The organism is Paenibacillus kribbensis (genome assembly GCF_002240415.1).
GTDB classification, from domain to species: domain Bacteria; phylum Bacillota; class Bacilli; order Paenibacillales; family Paenibacillaceae; genus Paenibacillus; species Paenibacillus kribbensis.
The window spans coordinates 3,236,699-3,255,124 of record NZ_CP020028.1 but is presented as its reverse complement, the minus strand read 5'-3'; the positions used below and the strand labels follow the sequence as shown (position 1 = coordinate 3,255,124).

The window sequence follows — 18,426 nt, the reverse complement described above, 5'->3', positions numbered from 1 at the left end:
ACAGGCGGACTTTAACACTTTAAACAAATAGACGCAGGTCATTTGGAATCCAGATGAGTTGACGTCTATTTTTTTACATAAAAAATGGAGTTCTCTCTTTACAGAACCGGAATAGATTCCTATAATGAGATTTATCTTATTAATCACAACTTGTTCTATCGGAATTTACTAAATTAACTCGGGGGGATTATTTTGAAAAAGGGAATTATTCTACTTAGCAGTCTACTTCTGGCAAGCTCTGCTTTATTAGCTGCTTGCTCTAGCGGGGGAACGGATAGCGCTAGCCATGCTAATACGCAGAATAATGAGAACACGCAGCAGGCTGCTACAGCACAACCTTTAACAAGTCTGGTAAAGGCCTCTGATCTGTCCAAGTTGCCAGAAGTGTCCCAAAAAAGAGACGACACGATTATTGTCGGTCTGACCGACCCGGCAGGCGTGTTCACACCGTATTTTAATCAGAGCGGTTATGACGGCAACGTCATTTCGCAGTTGTGGACTCCGCTGGTTACGGTAGACGAGAAGGGGCTTCCACTGCCTAATCTGGCGAAGAGCTGGGATATTTCCAAGGATAATCTGACGTATACATTCCATATGGTTCCAGGTACCAAATTCAGCGATGGCTCCCCTTTGACAGCAGAGGATGTCGCTTTTACCTGGACGTTGATCTATGACAAGGCCTATCCTGGCGACAGCCAAATCCGAAAGCTGAACATTAAAGGCGGCAAAGCCTATACGGAAGGCAAGGCAAAACAAATCGACGGGATCAAGGTGGTTGATCCGCAGACCATTTCTGCGACGCTGGAAAAACCAAATGCGCTGGCTCTGTCCATTCTCGGTGACAATGTACTGTCCAAGGCCTACTACGGCAAGGATTACAAATTCGGACAGCTGGATTATTTTAAAAACCTGCATGGCAGTCCTCTGGGCAACGGAGCTTACAAGCTGGAAAAGTTCTTACCAGGGCAAGAGGTTCGTATGGTGGCCAATGACCACTTCTTCAAAGGCAAGCCGAAAACGCAGCACTTCATTTATAAGACAGCGGAAGGCGATGCTTGGCAGTTTATTGAAACGGGCGATACCGACTTTGCTTCCTTCACAGCAACGCAAGAAAATATCGACAAGCTGAAAGGGCTTGGCTTTTTGAACATTTTGCCCTACACCCCGAGCACCTACGGATATTTGCAGGTCAACCTGGAAAATGAAAAGCTGAAGGATAAAAGGGTTCGCCAAGCGTTGACCTATGGACTGGATCGCAAAAGCATTTATGTCGACGCGGCTCAGGGAGCAGGGGCGGTAGCCAACATTCCAGCTTCCCCTATATTCTGGTCCTACACAACAGACGGAATCAACCCGTATAACTATGACCCGGAAAAAGCAAAAAAGCTGCTGGATGAAGCGGGCTGGGTAGAAGGAAGTGACGGTATTCGCGAGAAAAACGGCCAGAAGCTGACTATTCATCTGCTGACCTCCAAGCGTCCGGAGACAGACACCTTTATTGCGCTTGCGGCGGAGAATTACAAGGCGATTGGTGTGGATTTGCAGCCGGAGATCTTTGCAGATTTTAATGCCATGGTTGCCAAAGTGGAAGGGAAGGATTATGATCTGGCCGCCTTCTCGACAGGTATGCTGACAGATCCATCTGATGGAATCGAACAATTCGTCAATGGAGAAATCAAGGGATATAACAATCCAAAGGTCAAAGAGCTATATGAAAAAGGCTTGTCTACGACGAATATTGAAGAGCGCAAGAAAGTATATAAAGAATTATATGTGCTGTTGAATGATGAGCTGCCTGTCATTTTCACCAATTACAAGAAGACGGTGTATGCCTACAATGGTCGGATGGAGCATGTAAAGGTCAGCCCGTTCATTGGCTTGGCTGGCAATCTGTTCGAATGGTCTCTCAAATAAGGTAGGCATGCGGGCCCCTTGTGAAGAACCCCAGGTTCAGATCAAGGGGCTTCCCAAATGGGGATTGTGATCGAGCAGCCTGAGCCTGAATTGAAAGGAGTCTGTCATGAGCTCGTTTTTAACGAAAAGACTGACGTACATGATTATTATTTTGTTGGCCGCTTCGATGATGATATTTTTCCTGTACGCCATGACACCGGGAGATTTCATTAGTGGCAATCTGAAGCTGTCACCGGAGAGAAAGGCGGAGCTGAGAGAAATCTACGGCCTGAACAAGCCTATTTTTGAACGCTATGGAAATTGGCTGGGAAATGCGCTGCATGGCAATTTCGGCTATTCGCTTGCCCAGCAGAAGCCGGTGCTGACTCTGTTTAATGAGTATATCTGGAACTCGTTCTTGTTGGCCATTGTATCGACCTTCCTGACCTGGTTGATCGCCGTCATTATTGGTGTGATTGCTGCTTACAAACAATATTCTTGGTTCGATACTTTGGTTATGGTGCTGATTTTCGCCGCGATGTCCCTTCCATCTTTTTTTATCGGGCTGTATCTGATTAAAATTGCGGCGGTCGATCTAAAGTGGCTGCCACCGGGCGGCATGCTCAATACAGGCAGTAACGCTACAGGCATGGAGTATGTCAAGGAGGTTCTCCAGCATATGACCTTGCCGGTGATCGTGATGACGCTGCTGGGGTTGGGCTCACTGACCCGCTACTTCCGCAGCAATATGATCGACGTGATTCAGCAGGATTATATCCGTACGGCCCGTGCCAAGGGCTTAAAGGAAAGAAAGGTACTCTTTACGCACGCATTGAGAAATGCATTGCTGCCTGCGATTACGCTCGTTGGTTTTGAATTGCCGGCGCTGTTTGGCGGATCACTTATTATTGAAAAGATTTTTAACTGGCCGGGCATCGGCCAGCTGTATATGCAATCCTTTTCGCTTCGGGATTATCCGCTGCTCATGGGCTTCACGATGCTGATTGCCATATTGAGCGTCATTGGCACGCTGCTGTCCGATATTTTGTATCGCATCGCTGATCCGCGTGTAAAAGTGTAAGGAGGGGCTACGGAATGTCATCTGTTAGCAGGAATTTGAGCCAAAGCAGCGGCAGACTGCGGCCAGCTGCCAAATCCTCGATGTGGCAGCAAGCGCTCAGGCAGCTGTTTCGAAACAAGCTGGCTATGGTTGGGCTGCTCGTCGTGGTATTTATGTTTTTGCTCTGTTTTATCGGCCCGTTATTTTCCCCCTATGCTGATAACAAAACCAATATATTGATGATGAACAAGGGGCCGAACATCCATCACTGGCTGGGAACAGACAAGCTGGGAAGGGATGTGCTGACCCGTGTGATGCAGGCAGGGCAAATTTCTCTGACGGTGGGCCTGGCTTCTATGGTGCTGTCAGTCGTTTTGGGGGCTACGCTGGGGGTCATATCTGCATATTTTCGCGGAATCGCCGATCAGATCATTATGCGTGTTGCTGATTTGCTGCTGACGATCCCCAGTTTGCCGCTGCTCTTTATTATGGGCGCACTGCTGTCTGACTGGAAGGTTCCGCCCGATCAGCGGATGTACATTGTCATGCTGATGCTGAGTCTGGTCAACTGGCCGGGGATTGCACGGATGGTAAGAGGTCAGATGCTTAGCTTGCGGGAGCGTGAATTTATGCAGGCTGCGACAGTGCTGGGATTATCCAATCGCCGTAAGCTGTTCAAGCATCTACTGCCCAATATTTTGCCGTTGCTGATCGTGATCGCTACATTGAACATCGGCGGAGCCATCCTGAGTGAATCTGTGCTCAGCTTCTTTGGGCTTGGCGTGCTGCCCACGACACCGACCTGGGGCAATATGATTGATGCGGCCAACAATGTGCTGGATTTTCAGCAGCGTCCGTGGCTGTGGATACCGCCAGGCTTGTCGATTTTTGCTACAGTCATCGCTATTAATATTTTTGGTGACGGGCTGCGGGATGTACTTGACCCGAAACATAAGAGGTAGGTGATCATACACCATGAACAATTTACTTTCGATTGAGCATTTAAGCACTCATTTTTATACAGAAGAAGGAACCGTTAAGGCGGTGGATGATATCAGCTTTCGCGTGAAGCCGGGGGAAACGGTGTGCATTGTCGGTGAATCGGGCTGTGGCAAAAGCATTACGGCGATGTCGATCATGGGCTTGATCCAGAGTCCAGGTGGTAAGGTGGCAGGCGGAAGCATCCGTTTTGAGGGGACTGATTTGTTGGAGCTTGGCAGAAATGAGATGCGCACGATTCGCGGGCATGACATATCTATGATTTTTCAGGAGCCGATGTCTTCATTGAATCCGGTCTTGACGATAGGTGAACAATTGTGCGAGCCACTAATGGAGCATTTGAAGCTGGGGCGCAAGGAAGCACGCAAGCGGGCACTGGAGCTGATCGAGCAGGTCGGCATGTCCCGGCCGGAGCAGATTTTGAAAAGCTATCCGCATGAGCTGAGCGGAGGAATGCTGCAGCGCATCATGATCGCTATTGCTGTGTCCTGCGGCCCCAAGCTGCTAATCGCAGATGAGCCAACCACGGCGCTGGATGTAACGATACAAGCGCAAATTCTTGATATGCTGCGTGAATTGAAAGCCCGATCCCATATGTCGCTCATGCTAATCACTCATGATCTGGGTGTTGTCGCAGAAATGGCTGATTACGTCATTGTGATGTATGCGGGTAAGATTGTCGAGGAAGGCGAAGTGGTGCAGCTGTTCAATCACCCCCAGCATCCTTACACACAAGGCTTGCTCAAATCCAAGCCAGTGCTGAATCAGCGCCAAAAGGAGCTGTATTCCATCCCCGGACAGGTGCCAAATCCGCTGGAACTGACGGCTTCCTGCTACTTTCATGACCGCTGCGCGCAGTGTATGGACATTTGCCGCGTGAAGGAGCCTGCATTAAAAGAAGTTTCAGCTCAGCAGAAGGCAGCCTGCTGGTTATATGAGGAGGCGGTTGTGCATGGCTGAGCCATTGTTGGAAATTGACCGCTTAAAAACGTACTTTCCGGTCAAATCCGGGTTGATGAATCGTACTTCAGGGCATGTACGGGCGGTGGACGATATCAGCTTTACCATCCGTCAAGGAGAAACCTTTGGCCTGGTGGGCGAGTCGGGGAGCGGCAAAAGCACGGTGGGCCGCACGATTGTCAGATTGACGGACAAAACGGACGGTACCGTGAAATACAAAGGGGTCGACCTGCACAGCTTGTCCGCCAAAGGGATGCAGGAGCTGCGTCCCAAAATCCAGCTGATCTTTCAGGACCCGTACAGCTCCCTGAATCCGCGGGTGCGGATCGGCGACGCGATTGGTGAGGCGCTGCTGGATCATGGACTAGCGACGAAGGAGGAGGTCCGGTCCATTGTACTCGACGTGCTCAAGCTGTGCGGCTTGTCGGAGTATCATATCGACCGTTTTCCACATGAATTCTCGGGAGGCCAGCGTCAGCGGATTGGCATTGCCCGGGCGCTGGCACTTCAGCCGGATCTGATCATCGCAGATGAGCCGGTATCGGCGCTGGATGTGTCCATCCAGGCGCAAATTATTAACCTATTTGCCAAATTGCAGGCCGAGCGGGGGTTGACATATCTTTTTATCTCGCATGACTTGAGTGTGGTAGAGCATCTGTGTTCCCGCATTGGAGTGATGTATCTGGGTTCTATGGTCGAAACAGCTTCGCGTGATGAACTGTTCGGAAATCCGCTGCATCCGTATACGAAGGCGCTGCTGTCCGCTGTGCCTATTCCGGTGCCGAAGCTGAAAAGAGAACGCATTTTGCTCAAAGGGGATATCCCGAGTCCGGTTAACCCTCCTTCAGGCTGCAAGTTCCATACCCGCTGTCCCTTTGCGATCGGTCGTTGCTCCCAAGAGGTTCCGCTCTATCGAGAGGCTCGTCCAGATCACTGGGTAGCTTGCCATTTGGTTGAATAAACAACGTTGAATCAGCAAAATTGGAAGCCGTTGAAACGGCAGACCGTTCATCACAATGAAACGGTTCTGCTGGTTCGACGGCTTTTTGATGTGGCCAGAGGAATTCGAATATGTATTGAAATATCATCTTTTTTTGGGTTTTCGTGTAATTCTCGCAATTTCTACACAGTTTCTACACACTTTCTTTTTACAATAACTCAGATTAAAGCACTCGTAAAGGAAGGAAGAGATGAATGAAAAGATGCGGAATCATCGTTGTGCTTATTGGACTCCTCTCGTTTGTCAGCACAGCCTTGGCAGATGAGGCGACAAAACACGATGAGCATGGACAAGCAGGGCACGAAGCGGTACAAGAGCTACAGAACCCGATAAAAGAAGAAATGACTTCTGATATGCAGATGGATGATACCCATTCCCACAGTATGACCATGGAGGAACACCACAACATGGATATGGGCACCAGTAAAGATTCAGTTGACCCTAATCAATCTGCGGAAAGTGGTGGACACGGCGGACATGGTGGACATGGCGAGGAAGTAGTAGAGACACCTCCAAATATTCCGGTATTAAGCATATTTGCAGGCATAATGGCGGGATTTATTCTCTATGGAGCCTGTCGTAAATGGTTACTGAAGAAGGGACGTGCTCAAGCATGATCAACCCGGCAAGTAAAACGCAGCAGGTGAGCATCCCACCTGAAAAAAAGAAATATAATTTGTTGGATATTCCGTTGGTAAAAGCCTTTATTAAGAGCCGATGGTATCCCGGAATATTCCAGTGGGCGGCTATGATCGTATTTTCTGTGATTGTATATGAGCTGGTTGCCGGTACGGTCAACCCCAGTCGAAATTTTGGAACTTCATTAACGTGGGTGCTGTGGTGGCCGGCCATCCCCATTATTTTTCTGGTATTGGGTCGTTTCTGGTGCGCAGTCTGCCCTTTCGGTAAAATCAGTGACATTGTTCGAAAGCTGGTTGGCAGCGAAAGGCCGATGCCGAAGTTTTTAAAGAAATATGGAATATGGATGATTGATATTTTTTTCATCATGATTACATGGTCCGATCACATTTGGGGGATCATTGAATCGCCGCGCGGTTCCGGATATCTGCTTCTTGTTCTGACGACGATGGTTGTCGGTACTTCCGTATTTTTCGAAAGAAGGACCTTTTGTAAAACACTTTGCTTTCTCGGAGGATTGGCGGGCAACTATTCCCGTTCAGGTATGCTGGAGCTTCGGGGAACACCTGACGTTTGCAAAACCTGCAAGACACAATCCTGTTTTAAAGGTGATAGCAAGACAGAAGGATGTCCCATGTTTCAATTTGTCCGGACAATGGATGACAGTGCGGATTGTAACCTTTGTGGAAACTGCGTGAAGTCATGCCCCAACAATTCCATCCGTATTACCCCGAGAACGCCGACTGCAGAGCTGTGGGGAATCAAAAAACCAAAAGCCGAACATGCATTTTTGGCAGCGGTTATTATGGGAATCGTTTTTGTACAAAATCTTACGATGTTAGGAATTTGGCAAGATATTTTAAAAGTCATTAGCAAGATTACGCAAACTACCTACTACCCGGTGAATTTTACGGTTGCTTTTGTGGTTTCCATGATGATTCCAATCGCCATGCTGTGGGGGACAGCGAAATTAACTGCCCGCAAAGGAACATCCGAGAAAGTAAAAGAGAATTTCGTGCGTTTTGGTTACGCCGTTATTCCGCTTGACTTGGCTGGTCACTTGGCGCATAACCTTTTCCACATGTTCACGGAGGGAAAAGCCATTTGGTTCAATACGGGTAATTTGTTTGGCTATACATTAACCGGAGACCTGGCATTGGCTTCTGTGGGTACTGTACAGCTTATGCAGTATCTTGTTATTGTACTGGGTCTTGTCGGTTCAGCTTATACCGTTTATCGCATAGGGAATAGGGCTTCCTGGAAAAAGCTGCTGCCTTATTATGCGCTAATGATTTTGTTGGCAGTAATCAATATATACTTGTTCTCTTTGCCGATGGACCACCGGGTATAGCTCCTGATAACGCAACAGCCAGTCTTCCTCGTACCATGGGGCGGCTGGCTGCTTTGTTTACCAAGCATAATTGCTTTGGTGTTACAGCTCTTGACAAAACATTTCATCCAATGCTGGCCGGACACTTGTTGGATTTTGGAGCGATAAAGTCGCTGCAACGGATTGAAAAAGAGAATCTGGCAGGATGTTTCTTGCGCTTTTCAAGTTAGGGTAAACGATCAAGTCTATCCTTTTAATCATGGCCTGTTCCTGAATAATCTGACTGTCTTTAAATTGAATCTGGTTATTAACTGATTTTTGTACCAGGATGTTTGTTTTGGGTGTCATAAAGATTTCGAAAAGAATAGAAGGATAGACAACATTATGTTGAAGCTTATTATTAAAGTAACGAAAAATTATAGAGAAACCATGTGTTTTTTGTGGTCAATTTGTGAATGCAGGATAAGGAGGATCGCATGAAATGGAATAAGGTTTATTTAAAACTCAGTCTCACCATGTTTAGTTTGTTTCTTGTGATTCTGGTCTTGCTTAGTATGGTTATCAACCAGCTATTCAGCAACTTTTATACGAAAAAAGCACATGAGGAAGCAAATGAGCTGGCTTTGCACTTATCCGTTATGCTTCGTGATCGAATCTATGCTGTGGAAACGATGGCCGAGTTCTCTGAGGCTAACATTTATCTAGTGAATGGGCAGGGTCAATTTCTTGACATGTCTTCTACAAAACAGAAAAAGATTCAGGAATGGCCGAATGTGTGGGAAAATACACGATTGCTTCAGGGGAAGCGAATTGAAAAGGAGTTTACTGCAGGCGATCAGCTGTATTTATTGCATGGTAACCCGGTTAACCGTTCGGAAAATCCTGCGATCAAGGGGATTTATGTCGTGAGTTCATTAGAACATATGATAGAATCGATCCGTTCTGTTCGTTATCTTATCGGCTTTGCAGGCTTTGGTACACTGCTGCTGGCGCTCGGCTGTATTTTTATCCTTGCCAAAAAGCTGTCTGCTCCATTAGTAGAGATGGAAGCGGCTACTCGTAACATAGCCAAAGGAGAATTGGAAGTACGTCTTCCCGTCCGTTCCCATGACGAAGTAGGCTCATTGTCCGGCGCGATTAATGACTTGGCCATGGAACTCAAGCGATATCGTGATACACGCTCAGAATTTTTTGCGAATGTCTCTCACGAGCTTCGAACTCCTGTCACTTATTTGAAGGGATATGCGAATGTCTTGGCCAATGGACTCGTGGATCATGAAGAAGAAAAACAACAATATTTACACATTATAGCTGATGAGGCTCATCGATTAACGGTGATCATTAACGATTTGTTTGAGCTTGCCAAAATGGAAGAAGGGAAAATTACATTCCATTTGGAATCCGTTGATGTCAGGCGAGCTATTGAAAAGTCGGTAAATAAGGTAAGAATAAAAGCGGAGCAAAAGGGATTACAATTGGTATCCGCTCTGGAAACGATACCACGATGTCTTGTCGACCCTGTCCGCTTGGAACAGGTGCTTTTAAACTTGCTTGATAATGCCATACGTTATACAAGAGAGGGGACGATCAAACTTGCTTTACAGCAAGAGAATGGATTCGGGGTTATTATGATTTCCGATTCAGGGTCAGGAATTCCTCCAGATGAGCTTCCTTACATTTTCGAGCGGTTCTACAGGGTGGAAAAGTCCCGTTCGCGGGAGCTTGGAGGTACGGGGCTTGGCCTTGCCATTGTCCAAAAATTAGTGCAGTTGCAAGGAGGGACGATTGAGGTAGAGAGTGCAATGGGACAAGGGACCGTCTTTCGTTTGTCCTTTCCTTTGGCATAAACAGGAATGATATAGAAAAAAGCTGCCTGAATGAAAAGCCAGATTTCCTGAATAAGGAAGTCTGGCTTTTGTACTGGACCAATATTTGTTTTATTCAGGAGTGTTGTTCAAGTTCGGATCAGGTTGGAACGTATTTTGAAAATCATTATATTTCAGGTCCGTCACCATACCAGCAGAGGCATGATGCAAGTCGTGACAGTGAAACATCCAATCACCGGGGTTATTGGCTGTAAACGCTACGATATATTCTTCTCCAGGTTTAACATTTAAAGTGTCCTTATATACGGGGGAACCTTTAAGTGGAATTCCGTTTTTGCTTAGGACTTGAAACGTGTGACCGTGCAGATGCATAGGATGGTCATCGTTGGCAGATGTATTTACAAAACGAACTTTCACCTTATCTCCAGTTTGTACAGAAAGCGGCTCCGTGTCGGGATACACCTTGTTATTGATCGTATATTCCTGTTTTCCCTGCTGTACACGGGTTCCCAGGTTCATGGTATAACTTACATCATACACATCATTCAACGAAAACCGTCCTTTTTGCGATTTTCCGTAGTTTGTCAGATCTACTGTAGGCAGTTTCGTTAATGGATCGGGTTGATCATTTGTTCCCTGCTCATTGGTGTATTGAATACGCTGCTTCATGTTCGAAATCCTTGGGCTGGAACCGTGCTCTTCCAGGTACCACGTTCCCGGGTTATCGGCCTGAAATTCAATATCCACCCGTTCACCGGGGGCAATCGAAAGAAGCTTGTCCTTAACCCACTTCGGATCAGAGACAGGATTGCCATCGGTAGCAATGATACGGTAACGATGTCCATGCAAATGAAGCGAATGACTCAAATACCCGGCGTTAATCAAGCGTAGACGAACGGTGTCTCCTTGGGTGACTTGCAGCGGCTGCAAGTTATTATAAGTTTGGCCGTTTATCGTATAGAGATCATACATACTCATATCATGTCCCGGCTGAGTAGAGGTATGTTGTTCACTTTGGCCACTTGAGTCGGTTGTGGTTGAGGAATGATCCATGCCGGGCATGTCCATGCTCATGTTCATCATGCCTTCATGACCACTTTCCGAGCTTGAACTCATCCATTCATCTAGCATTAACGTATAATCCCGATCCGCTTTCACCAGATCATCTTCTACAACAAAGGAACCATAAAGCCCCTTATCGATCTGATTGACGCTGTCTTGATGAGAATGATACCAGTACGTGCCGGGAACCGTCGCTTGAAAGGTATAAGTAAAGCTCTTGCCTGGAGCAATCGCATTTTGCGTGATCCCCGGAACACCATCCATTTTAAAAGGTAAAGGGTATCCATGGATATGCAAGGAGAGGGGCACTGTTAACTGATTTTTCACGGTAATGTTTACGGTTTTTCCTTTTTTAATCCGGATTTGCGGGCCTGGCACTGAGTTATTGAACGTCCAAACCGGGAGGGACGTTCCTTTTTCTACTTCCAGGTTGCTGGCCTCGGCCGTCAAGGTTACCAGTTCACCATTTAATTCAGTGGGCTTAACCGTTTGTTTTAATGATACGGCTGTGGACGCGGTTTCTTTAGATAAAGCTGCTGTAGATTTAACGTCTTTAGCTGTTGAACAACCAGCCAAGATGCTACCGAGCACAAATATACCCAGGATTGTCTTTCCAAGCAAAGCTTTATTCATGACGTATTCCCTCCTTCTATTATTAATAAGACGCATTATAGGTCACAATCTTGTGGAAAGTATGAAGTTAGCACAAATTTTAATTATAAGAATTTCCTCATAAAAACCACACAATTAAGGGCTATACTCAAGACGCCCAGAGAGGAGGGATCAGCATGGATTGGAGTTGGCTGCTTGTGCTTGCATGCCCTATCATGATGATTTTTATGATGTTTGGCATGAAAGGACATCATGGTCATGGTAAAAGAAAGGAAGAACAAGATGCGGTAAGCCGATCAGAGTATGAAGCTCTTGTTAAGGAAAACCAGGCAATACAGAAGCAATTAAATCAGATACATGAGAAGGTTCATGGATGATAACTTTTAGATAAATGAAAAAAAGAGACGAAATGGAGCGAATAACAGATGAAAAAGAAATACTGGTTGCTTGCGGCAATGATCGTATTGCCAATAGTTGGATTTAATCTGGTGAGTCAATGGAACATCAGTCAAGCTAAAGGTAGTGAACAGTCGCTTAAGTCTGATCAAGCAGCCGACCATGGCCATATGTCAAACGTTACGATGAGTATGATGAATGAAAATAGAGGTATGCACGCATCTATGAGTAAAGATATGGACATGGAGGGGATGATGGATCATCAGAAGAATATGCAAAAAATGATGGAAGGTAAGGAAGGCTCGGAAATGTTGAAGCAGTGTCAAGAAGCTTTAAAGTCATCTAAAAATGCAAAATCAGGAATATAACCTCAAATGCATCTTGTTCTCATGTTTGTTATGCTGATGTAGGGACAACGACTTCACTAAGGTAGGGGAATAGGCGTGAGTCAGTTAAGAGTACTTGTGATCGATGACGAATGGAATATGCGTAATCTTCTTCGAATTTATTTAAGTAACGAAGGATTCCACGTAACCGAATCATCTAACGGAAGTGAAGGTTTGAAAGCTTTTAGGAGCCAAACGCATGACGTTGTTTTATTAGACGTTATGATGCCGGACATGGACGGATGGCAGGTTTGCAAGAAAATGCGAGAAATTGCGCCTGTTCCAATACTCATGCTAACCGCTCGAGGTGAGGTTAAGGACAAGGTACTGGGACTTGGCATAGGGGCGGATGATTATGTCGTGAAGCCTGTCGACCCGGAAGAACTTATTGCCCGAATTTATGCATTGTTGCGACGCTCCAGCCATCAAGCCCATGCTGTGGTCAGGGAGCAGAAGCTTACATTCCCGGATTTAACCATATATCCGGAACGGCGGCAGGTAGTGGTGATGAACGAAAACATCGACTTAACCCAAAAGGAGTATGATATTTTACAATTATTAGCCCAGCACCCGCAACGAACGTTCGAACGGGACGCTATCGTTGAACGCTTATGGGGGAACGATTTTTTGGGAGAAAATCGAGTCATTGATACTCATATCAAAAACATTCGAGAAAAATTGCAACTTGCTGGACTATCTTATAACCCTATAAAAACGGTTTGGGGAATAGGCTACAAATGGGATGATTCGTCTTATTACTCGCTTAAAGTATAGAGGTGAATGATGAATAAATCGGATTGGACAATTGCTGTTTCGATAATCTTCGTCGGCTTGTCCTGTATGATCATGTCAGCAACCGCGTATGCACCAAATCCGATGTTATCCTATTTTGGAATCATGCTGAAATTAACAGTGGTCGCCGGCATACTGATATCTTTGTTTTGGCTCTCATACATATGGTTGAATAAAAGAAAAAAATAATACTAAAGAAAAACATGCTCCAGATTCTGAGGAACATGTTTTTTTAGCTGTTTTTCATGTGATATATATTATAGTTTGTATTGATTCTCCACAGATGGTTAGGTAAAATATGGACGGGTTGAAAATAATACATAGCAAATGATTACATAATGTGGCACTATCAGATTATGTATACCTCAGGAGGAAGCTACGGGATGGAAGAGAAACAGAGAGAGGACTCCTTTTGGAGTCTAGTAAAAAAGGGGAATAAATCCTCGGGCTCGGCGGCGTTAGGTAATACTGGCATTGCTCTGGTTAAAGGAATTGCTTTTGCCTTGACAGGCAGCGGTTCCATGTTTGCCACGATGATGCATTCCATTGCAGATGCAGTGAACCAAATGTTTGTATTTGCAGGCAGTGTACTGGCAGAGAAAAAGCCGACCAAACGCTTTCCCACCGGCTTTGGCCGCGTGATTAACCTGTTTTGCATGGTTGCCGTTATTGTCGTAACGATTATGGCTTATGAAACAGCTTTGGAAGGCATTCATTTGCTGCAGCACCCGGCTGAATCAGCACAGGGATTTTGGATTAATGTAGTGGTGCTTGTTTTGTCACTGGTGGTTGACGGATTTGTCTGGAGCAAAGCAATGAAAGAAGTGCTGCATGAATCTAGAGTAGAAGCCAAGGGATTCGGCATTTTTACGTCTGCGTTCCGTCATGTGGGACGTGCTGCACCGCCGACCCGTCTGGTATTTTATGAGGATTTGGTCGCAACAACGGGTGGTGTGCTTGCCTTGCTGGCTGTCGTGGTCACATCGCTGACAGATTTTAAGCTGTTGGACGGGATTTCGAGTATTCTTATCGGTTGTCTGATGGTCGGCGTTGCGTTTCGGGTCGGCTACGATAATATGGTGGGCTTGATTGGTGTATCGGCTCCCCCGGATATTGAAGAACGTGTGGCTTCTATTATTCTTGCCGATACGCATGTAACGGATATTTATCAAATGCGTATCTTGCAGGAAGGACGCTATTATCACGTGGAAGGGCTGATTGAGCTTACACCGGGAATGACGCTGGCAGATGCGGATGATATCAAGTTCAGAGTCGAGGATGCTTTGCTGCGTGATCCTCATATTTCGGATGCTGCCTTAGGTATTCTGGAAGATGATGGGGTTAAAAACTGGAAGCAGGAGGCCTCTCAAGGCCAGAAACGATAGATTCAATTAAACCTGGACGGAGTCTGGCAGGAACGCTAATCAAGAACTTCCATGACCACGGAAACGTGGCGTGGAGGTTCTTTTATTTTTCCAAATGGTGGGGCTACCCCTTTGAATTTAGGCTCATTGTTAGATACAATGAAAGCGTTAACAAAAAAGAAGGTGAAATGAATGCTTCTTATGGGGAGGAAAAGCGAATGAGTCTTTTGAAGGAGGCTTGGCCTGCTTCGCGGCTCGTTAAGGTGCTGTCTGACGGGGTGCAGGACACAGCAAGGCAAAGTGTAAGGAGTGAATGGACAAAAAGGCTGCGGGCGACTGTTGCTGAACCGGTATACGCCGAGCTTTGGATGGACATCGAACGTGTCTGCAACGCTAATCGGGAAACACCATGGCCTGAGCTTCCGTTGACACTGTTTCGACAATTTGCACTTACGGGAGAGCGCAAGCCGTATGAGGATGTGTACTTTGAACGGCGTGGACGACTGGTTGCTTTGGTGCTGGCAGCTGTTGCCGATTCGGAGCCCTGGAGGATGAAAGAGGTGGAAAGCGGCCTGCTGGAAATATGCCGCGAGTACACATGGGCGCTTCCTGCACATGTCAGGGAAGAGGACACGGTGACACCACCTTGGCAGCAGGTGGATTTATTCGCGTCTGAAACAGTGCAGATGCTGGCTGAAATTTTATTGCTGCTAGGCGAGCAGTTGGATGGACATGTGGTCGCTCAGGTGCGCCAAGAGGTCGGGCGCCGTGTGCTGGAGCCTGTGTTTTGGCAGCCTCGACATTTTGAATGGGAGACAGCGGACCATAACTGGGCAGCCGTATGCGCTTCCGGTTGCGGAATTGCTGCATTGCTGCTGGTGGAAGACAGTCTGGGCAAAGCCGAGGCCATCGAGAAAATGCTCGGTGCGCTGGATTGTTTTCTTGCAGGTTACAAGGAGGACGGAGGGTGCCCTGAGGGCGTCGGCTACTGGGTGTACGGCTTTGGTTATTTCATGTATTTTACCGATATGCTGCGTGCGTTTACCGGGGAAGCCGTAGATATTCTGAACTCGGAAAAGGTGAGACAAATCGCCGCCTTTGCGGAGCGGGTGCATCTGTCGGATGGTATTTTCGCCAATTATTCAGACAGCAGTGAAACTGAACGCTTGCCCTCTGGACTCATCTCGTATTTGAATTCTTTGCAGGAAGGCCACTCGTCACTCCCTTTTCACGTACCTGGTCTGCTGGAGGACCCTTGTCGTCGCTGGGCACACGTATTGCGCAACCTGGTATGGGCGAATCCTTTGGCATTTGGAAGCGATCCGGCTGGAGTCGATTATTTGCCACAGCTAGGATGGCTGATGTGCCGTAGCCGTAGTTTTAGGCATAGTTCCAGTCATGGCAGAGCTGGAAGACAAAAGCCTGAACTAGACGCAATGCTTGCATTTTCAGCCAAGGGTGGGCATAACAATGAACCGCACAATCATAACGATCTTGGACATTTTATCCTTCATGGCGGTGGTGAAAATCTGCTGTGTGATCTGGGAGCAGGTTTGTATACGAAAGCCTATTTTTCACCGGGACGAGAGTCGATCATCAACATTTCCTCCGGTGGCCATTCTGTGCCCATAATCAATGGGACCATGCAGCAATCGGGTGCAAGGGCAAAGGCGGTTGTACTGGATATTGCTGTGGATGAGCAGGAGGAGACACGGACGGGCACAAGGCTAAAACTTGATTTGACATCTGCGTATCCGGTAGAGGAATTAACGGTTTTCACCCGCTCCTTTGCATGGACTGCGCTGGAGGAAAACGAGGGAGCGAGGCTTACTGTCACAGATCATTTTGAGTTTGAACCGTCCGGCGTGAGTATGAAGCCATGGGATGTGGAGGAGCTTTTGATCAGCCGTATTCAGCCTAGAACAGGAATGGGCTTCGTGGAATGGCAAGGAACGAAGGCTGTGGTCAGGCTGGATTATGATGCCAGTGTGGTGCAACCGAGGGTGGAGGCTGTGAAGCATCTGGATCATGATGGAGTACCCTTTGTGTTTTATAAAACATCACTGAAATTGGCCTCAGATCGCTGGAATGATTCTGCAAGCGTAGATTGCAATCTGTTTTTTATCATCAATCAATCTTCATGTTGAATGGGAGGCAGACAGGATGAATAAGCTGCATACAGGTAGCGTGTATCCTTGGCAGACGGAGCTGGAGAGATTTTTAGAGCAGTTGGAGATCACACGGAATCGAGTGGAGGACAGCTGGACACGCCAACGCAAGCTTACCATGCTGGAAAAGCTCGTTCGTGCATATACTCTGCATCAGGATGAAACCGGAGCTATCATTGACCCCCATTCTGAAAGTGAACGGTATTACTCTACTCCATCCTATGCGCTGGCTGCAGCGGTACTGGTCAAAGAAGGTCGGCATGATTTACTCGAATCTGCGGCTGCGGCTTTGACGCACAGCATCGCTTGTGTAGTGGAGGAAAAAGCGCCGGATCAGCACCCGGACTTTTTTCCCATCATGATGATGGGAGCGTACCGGCTCCTGAAACATTTGCTGCCAGAGCAAGCTACAGCTTGGAAGCAGCAGTTGAGCAGGATTGAGCCGGAGCAGACCTACATTTTTACGATGAGCAAAATGAAAAATCCGAACCGGATGATCAACTGGAACGCGATTATGATGTCCGGCGAGTTTTTGCGTGCCGCCGAAGGGCTTGCAGCCGATGCCAAGTGGATGGAGGCGTATATCCGCAGCTACCATTTGCCACGCTTTACCGGCTTGGGACTGTATCAGGACGGTCCGCTGGACCGACCCAATAGCCCGTTCGCCTACGATATCGTCACTCGCTTTCATCTGGGCGTGATGCTGGAGAACGGATATGATGGCGGCAGCGCTCTTGAACTGCGTGACCATCTTCGCAGAGGGGCGCTCAGCTCATTGCTGGCGTTATCCCCGCACGGAGAAATTCCGCCGCGCGGTCGAAGCGCGCAGCATCAGTGGAACGAAGCGGCGGCAGCCTTCGTCTTCACGACCCATGCGCAGCAGGCTTATACAGCAGGCGAGCGCGGGCTTGCGGGTGCGTTCCGGCGGGCAGCAGACCTGTGCTGGCAAGCGATTAGCCGCTGGCAAATCGACAATGGCAAGCTGCATATTGTCCGCAATCATTATTCGTCCGAGGCACGGCATGGCTTCGAGGTGTACTCGAACCACACCTGCTACAGTCTGTGGACGGCGGCTGTGCTGGCTCATACCCTGCTGTACGGGGAAGGGATAGAGCGTATTGCTCCAGCTTCTATACCGGCGGAGATTGGCAGCCGAGTGCTGGAAACGGACGGCTGGTTCCAGACGGTCATTGCAACTGTAGACGGCCAGCAAATGCTTGTGCAGACGTCGGTCAATGACCCGTACAATATTCCCGGCATTGTGCGTATTCAGCAGACCTCGCTGCCGTCACTGATGGGTCCGTCCTCAGCAGGGCATGCAGACCGCGGCTTTACAGGCTTTGCGGAAGGAGATATTTTCCCGCTAAGCTATTCTCCAGCCTGGCAAACGGAGGACGGAAAGTGGCACAGCCTGTCGGAAGGCATCCCCGGAACGCTGGAATTCGACCGGGACGGAGGGATTGATCCGCAGGATGGTGGAGGGTCCGTACAGGTGGAGCAAAGCTCGGCATCTGACGGAGCAACGGATTTTACATTGCTATGGAGAGGACCCTTTCCGGGGGTGAGGGAAATCCGCACACATTATCGTCAGATGCGTGGAAAAATTGAGGTGGAGTATGAGCTTCAAGGCAATATTCAGCATGTGGGAGCGCTAATTCCCTTAATGGCGTATGACGGTCGGGAGCGCAGCGTAATTCATCATGTGATGTCAGCCGGGGAAGAAACGGAAAGCATACGGGTGGAATACGCAGGCGCCAGTCTTGAAGTCATCCCGACAACGGAAGGAACGAACGTGGTATGGCCGGAGGAATTGACTTCCGTAGCCTGCCGGAACGGCTTGCTCAAGGGAGCGCGTCTGGAATGCACAGGCAGTCGTATTTCCTTTATCATTCGGCTGCCTGAATAATTAGGGCTGTAGTTATAGGCGTTTTCGAAGTGT

At 47.7% G+C, this 18,426-nt stretch carries 15 protein-coding genes; 14 read left to right on the top strand and 1 reads right to left on the bottom strand.

What is annotated here, in order from left to right:
• The first annotated feature begins 189 nt into the window (after nt 1-189).
• The 8 genes from B4V02_RS14360 to B4V02_RS14320 all read left to right on the top strand — a co-directional run bounded on the left by B4V02_RS14360 (nt 190) and on the right by B4V02_RS14320 (nt 9,728).
• Complete coding sequence (locus tag B4V02_RS14360; protein WP_094155334.1) at nt 190-1,914, top strand: ABC transporter substrate-binding protein; 1,725 nt, start codon at nt 190-192, stop codon at nt 1,912-1,914.
• A 106-nt stretch (nt 1,915-2,020) separates the two neighbouring features.
• Entirely contained in the window at nt 2,021-2,974 is a 954-nt protein-coding gene (locus B4V02_RS14355; RefSeq protein ID WP_094155333.1) for an ABC transporter permease, read from the top strand.
• A gap of 14 nt (nt 2,975-2,988) precedes the next feature.
• The gene (opp4C, locus tag B4V02_RS14350) at nt 2,989-3,915 is read left to right on the top strand and encodes an oligopeptide ABC transporter permease (protein ID WP_094155332.1); all 927 of its coding nucleotides are present in this window, start codon (nt 2,989-2,991) and stop codon (nt 3,913-3,915) included.
• A gap of 13 nt (nt 3,916-3,928) precedes the next feature.
• Nucleotides 3,929-4,912 (top strand): ABC transporter ATP-binding protein, encoded by a 984-nt coding sequence (locus tag B4V02_RS14345; RefSeq protein ID WP_094155331.1) that lies wholly within the window; start codon nt 3,929-3,931, stop codon nt 4,910-4,912.
• A complete protein-coding gene (locus B4V02_RS14340) occupies nt 4,905-5,873 on the top strand; it encodes an ABC transporter ATP-binding protein (protein ID WP_094155330.1) in 969 nt (322 codons plus the stop codon). Before B4V02_RS14345 ends, B4V02_RS14340 begins: the two co-directional genes overlap by 8 nt.
• A 233-nt stretch (nt 5,874-6,106) precedes the next feature.
• Complete coding sequence (locus B4V02_RS14335; protein WP_094155329.1) at nt 6,107-6,529, top strand: hypothetical protein; 423 nt, start codon at nt 6,107-6,109, stop codon at nt 6,527-6,529.
• Complete coding sequence (locus tag B4V02_RS14330) at nt 6,496-7,902, top strand: 4Fe-4S binding protein (protein ID WP_244188333.1); 1,407 nt, start codon at nt 6,496-6,498, stop codon at nt 7,900-7,902. The genes B4V02_RS14335 and B4V02_RS14330 overlap by 34 nt, the downstream gene beginning before the upstream one ends.
• A 455-nt stretch (nt 7,903-8,357) precedes the next feature.
• Nucleotides 8,358-9,728: a HAMP domain-containing sensor histidine kinase gene (locus tag B4V02_RS14320; protein ID WP_094155327.1), complete on the top strand. Its 1,371-nt coding sequence runs from the start codon at nt 8,358-8,360 to the stop codon at nt 9,726-9,728.
• A 90-nt stretch (nt 9,729-9,818) separates the two neighbouring features.
• Here the strand turns inward: B4V02_RS14320 and B4V02_RS14315 are convergent, their stop codons facing one another.
• A complete protein-coding gene (locus B4V02_RS14315) occupies nt 9,819-11,402 on the bottom strand; it encodes a multicopper oxidase family protein (protein ID WP_094155326.1) in 1,584 nt (527 codons plus the stop codon).
• A gap of 155 nt (nt 11,403-11,557) precedes the next feature.
• Between B4V02_RS14315 and B4V02_RS14310 the strand changes: the two genes are divergently transcribed.
• From B4V02_RS14310 to B4V02_RS14280, 6 genes are all read left to right on the top strand, one after another.
• Nucleotides 11,558-11,758, top strand: a complete 201-nt coding sequence (locus B4V02_RS14310) for a DUF2933 domain-containing protein (RefSeq protein WP_094155325.1) — start codon at nt 11,558-11,560, stop codon at nt 11,756-11,758.
• A gap of 48 nt (nt 11,759-11,806) precedes the next feature.
• Entirely contained in the window at nt 11,807-12,145 is a 339-nt protein-coding gene (locus B4V02_RS14305; RefSeq protein ID WP_094155324.1) for a hypothetical protein, read from the top strand.
• Nucleotides 12,146-12,220: 75 nt separating this feature from the next.
• Complete coding sequence (locus tag B4V02_RS14300) at nt 12,221-12,937, top strand: response regulator transcription factor (RefSeq protein WP_094155323.1); 717 nt, start codon at nt 12,221-12,223, stop codon at nt 12,935-12,937.
• A 401-nt stretch (nt 12,938-13,338) separates the two neighbouring features.
• Nucleotides 13,339-14,340 (top strand): cation diffusion facilitator family transporter, encoded by a 1,002-nt coding sequence (locus B4V02_RS14290; protein ID WP_007430228.1) that lies wholly within the window; start codon nt 13,339-13,341, stop codon nt 14,338-14,340.
• Nucleotides 14,341-14,537: 197 nt separating this feature from the next.
• Nucleotides 14,538-16,466: a heparinase II/III family protein gene (locus B4V02_RS14285; RefSeq protein WP_094155321.1), complete on the top strand. Its 1,929-nt coding sequence runs from the start codon at nt 14,538-14,540 to the stop codon at nt 16,464-16,466.
• 16 nt (nt 16,467-16,482) lie between these two features.
• On the top strand, nt 16,483-18,393 hold the full coding sequence (locus B4V02_RS14280; RefSeq protein WP_094155320.1) for a glycosyl hydrolase: 1,911 nt from the start codon (nt 16,483-16,485) through the stop codon (nt 18,391-18,393).
• Nucleotides 18,394-18,426 lie beyond the last annotated feature (33 nt).

Bases quoted from the DNA above. Each gene is read 5' to 3' on its own strand.
- B4V02_RS14305 (WP_094155324.1), top strand. From the start codon at position 11,807: ATGAAAAAGAAATACTGGTTGCTTGCGGCAATGATCGTATTGCCAATA.
- B4V02_RS14330 (WP_244188333.1), top strand. From the start codon at position 6,496: ATGGTTACTGAAGAAGGGACGTGCTCAAGCATGATCAACCCGGCAAGT.
- B4V02_RS14345 (WP_094155331.1), top strand. From the start codon at position 3,929: ATGAACAATTTACTTTCGATTGAGCATTTAAGCACTCATTTTTATACA.
- B4V02_RS14355 (WP_094155333.1), top strand. From the start codon at position 2,021: ATGAGCTCGTTTTTAACGAAAAGACTGACGTACATGATTATTATTTTG.
- B4V02_RS14285 (WP_094155321.1), top strand. From the start codon at position 14,538: ATGAGTCTTTTGAAGGAGGCTTGGCCTGCTTCGCGGCTCGTTAAGGTG.
- B4V02_RS14290 (WP_007430228.1), top strand. From the start codon at position 13,339: ATGGAAGAGAAACAGAGAGAGGACTCCTTTTGGAGTCTAGTAAAAAAG.
- B4V02_RS14310 (WP_094155325.1), top strand. From the start codon at position 11,558: ATGGATTGGAGTTGGCTGCTTGTGCTTGCATGCCCTATCATGATGATT.
- B4V02_RS14320 (WP_094155327.1), top strand. From the start codon at position 8,358: ATGAAATGGAATAAGGTTTATTTAAAACTCAGTCTCACCATGTTTAGT.
- B4V02_RS14315 (WP_094155326.1), bottom strand. From the start codon at position 11,402: ATGAATAAAGCTTTGCTTGGAAAGACAATCCTGGGTATATTTGTGCTC.
- B4V02_RS14280 (WP_094155320.1), top strand. From the start codon at position 16,483: ATGAATAAGCTGCATACAGGTAGCGTGTATCCTTGGCAGACGGAGCTG.
- opp4C (WP_094155332.1), top strand. From the start codon at position 2,989: ATGTCATCTGTTAGCAGGAATTTGAGCCAAAGCAGCGGCAGACTGCGG.
- B4V02_RS14340 (WP_094155330.1), top strand. From the start codon at position 4,905: ATGGCTGAGCCATTGTTGGAAATTGACCGCTTAAAAACGTACTTTCCG.
- B4V02_RS14335 (WP_094155329.1), top strand. From the start codon at position 6,107: ATGAAAAGATGCGGAATCATCGTTGTGCTTATTGGACTCCTCTCGTTT.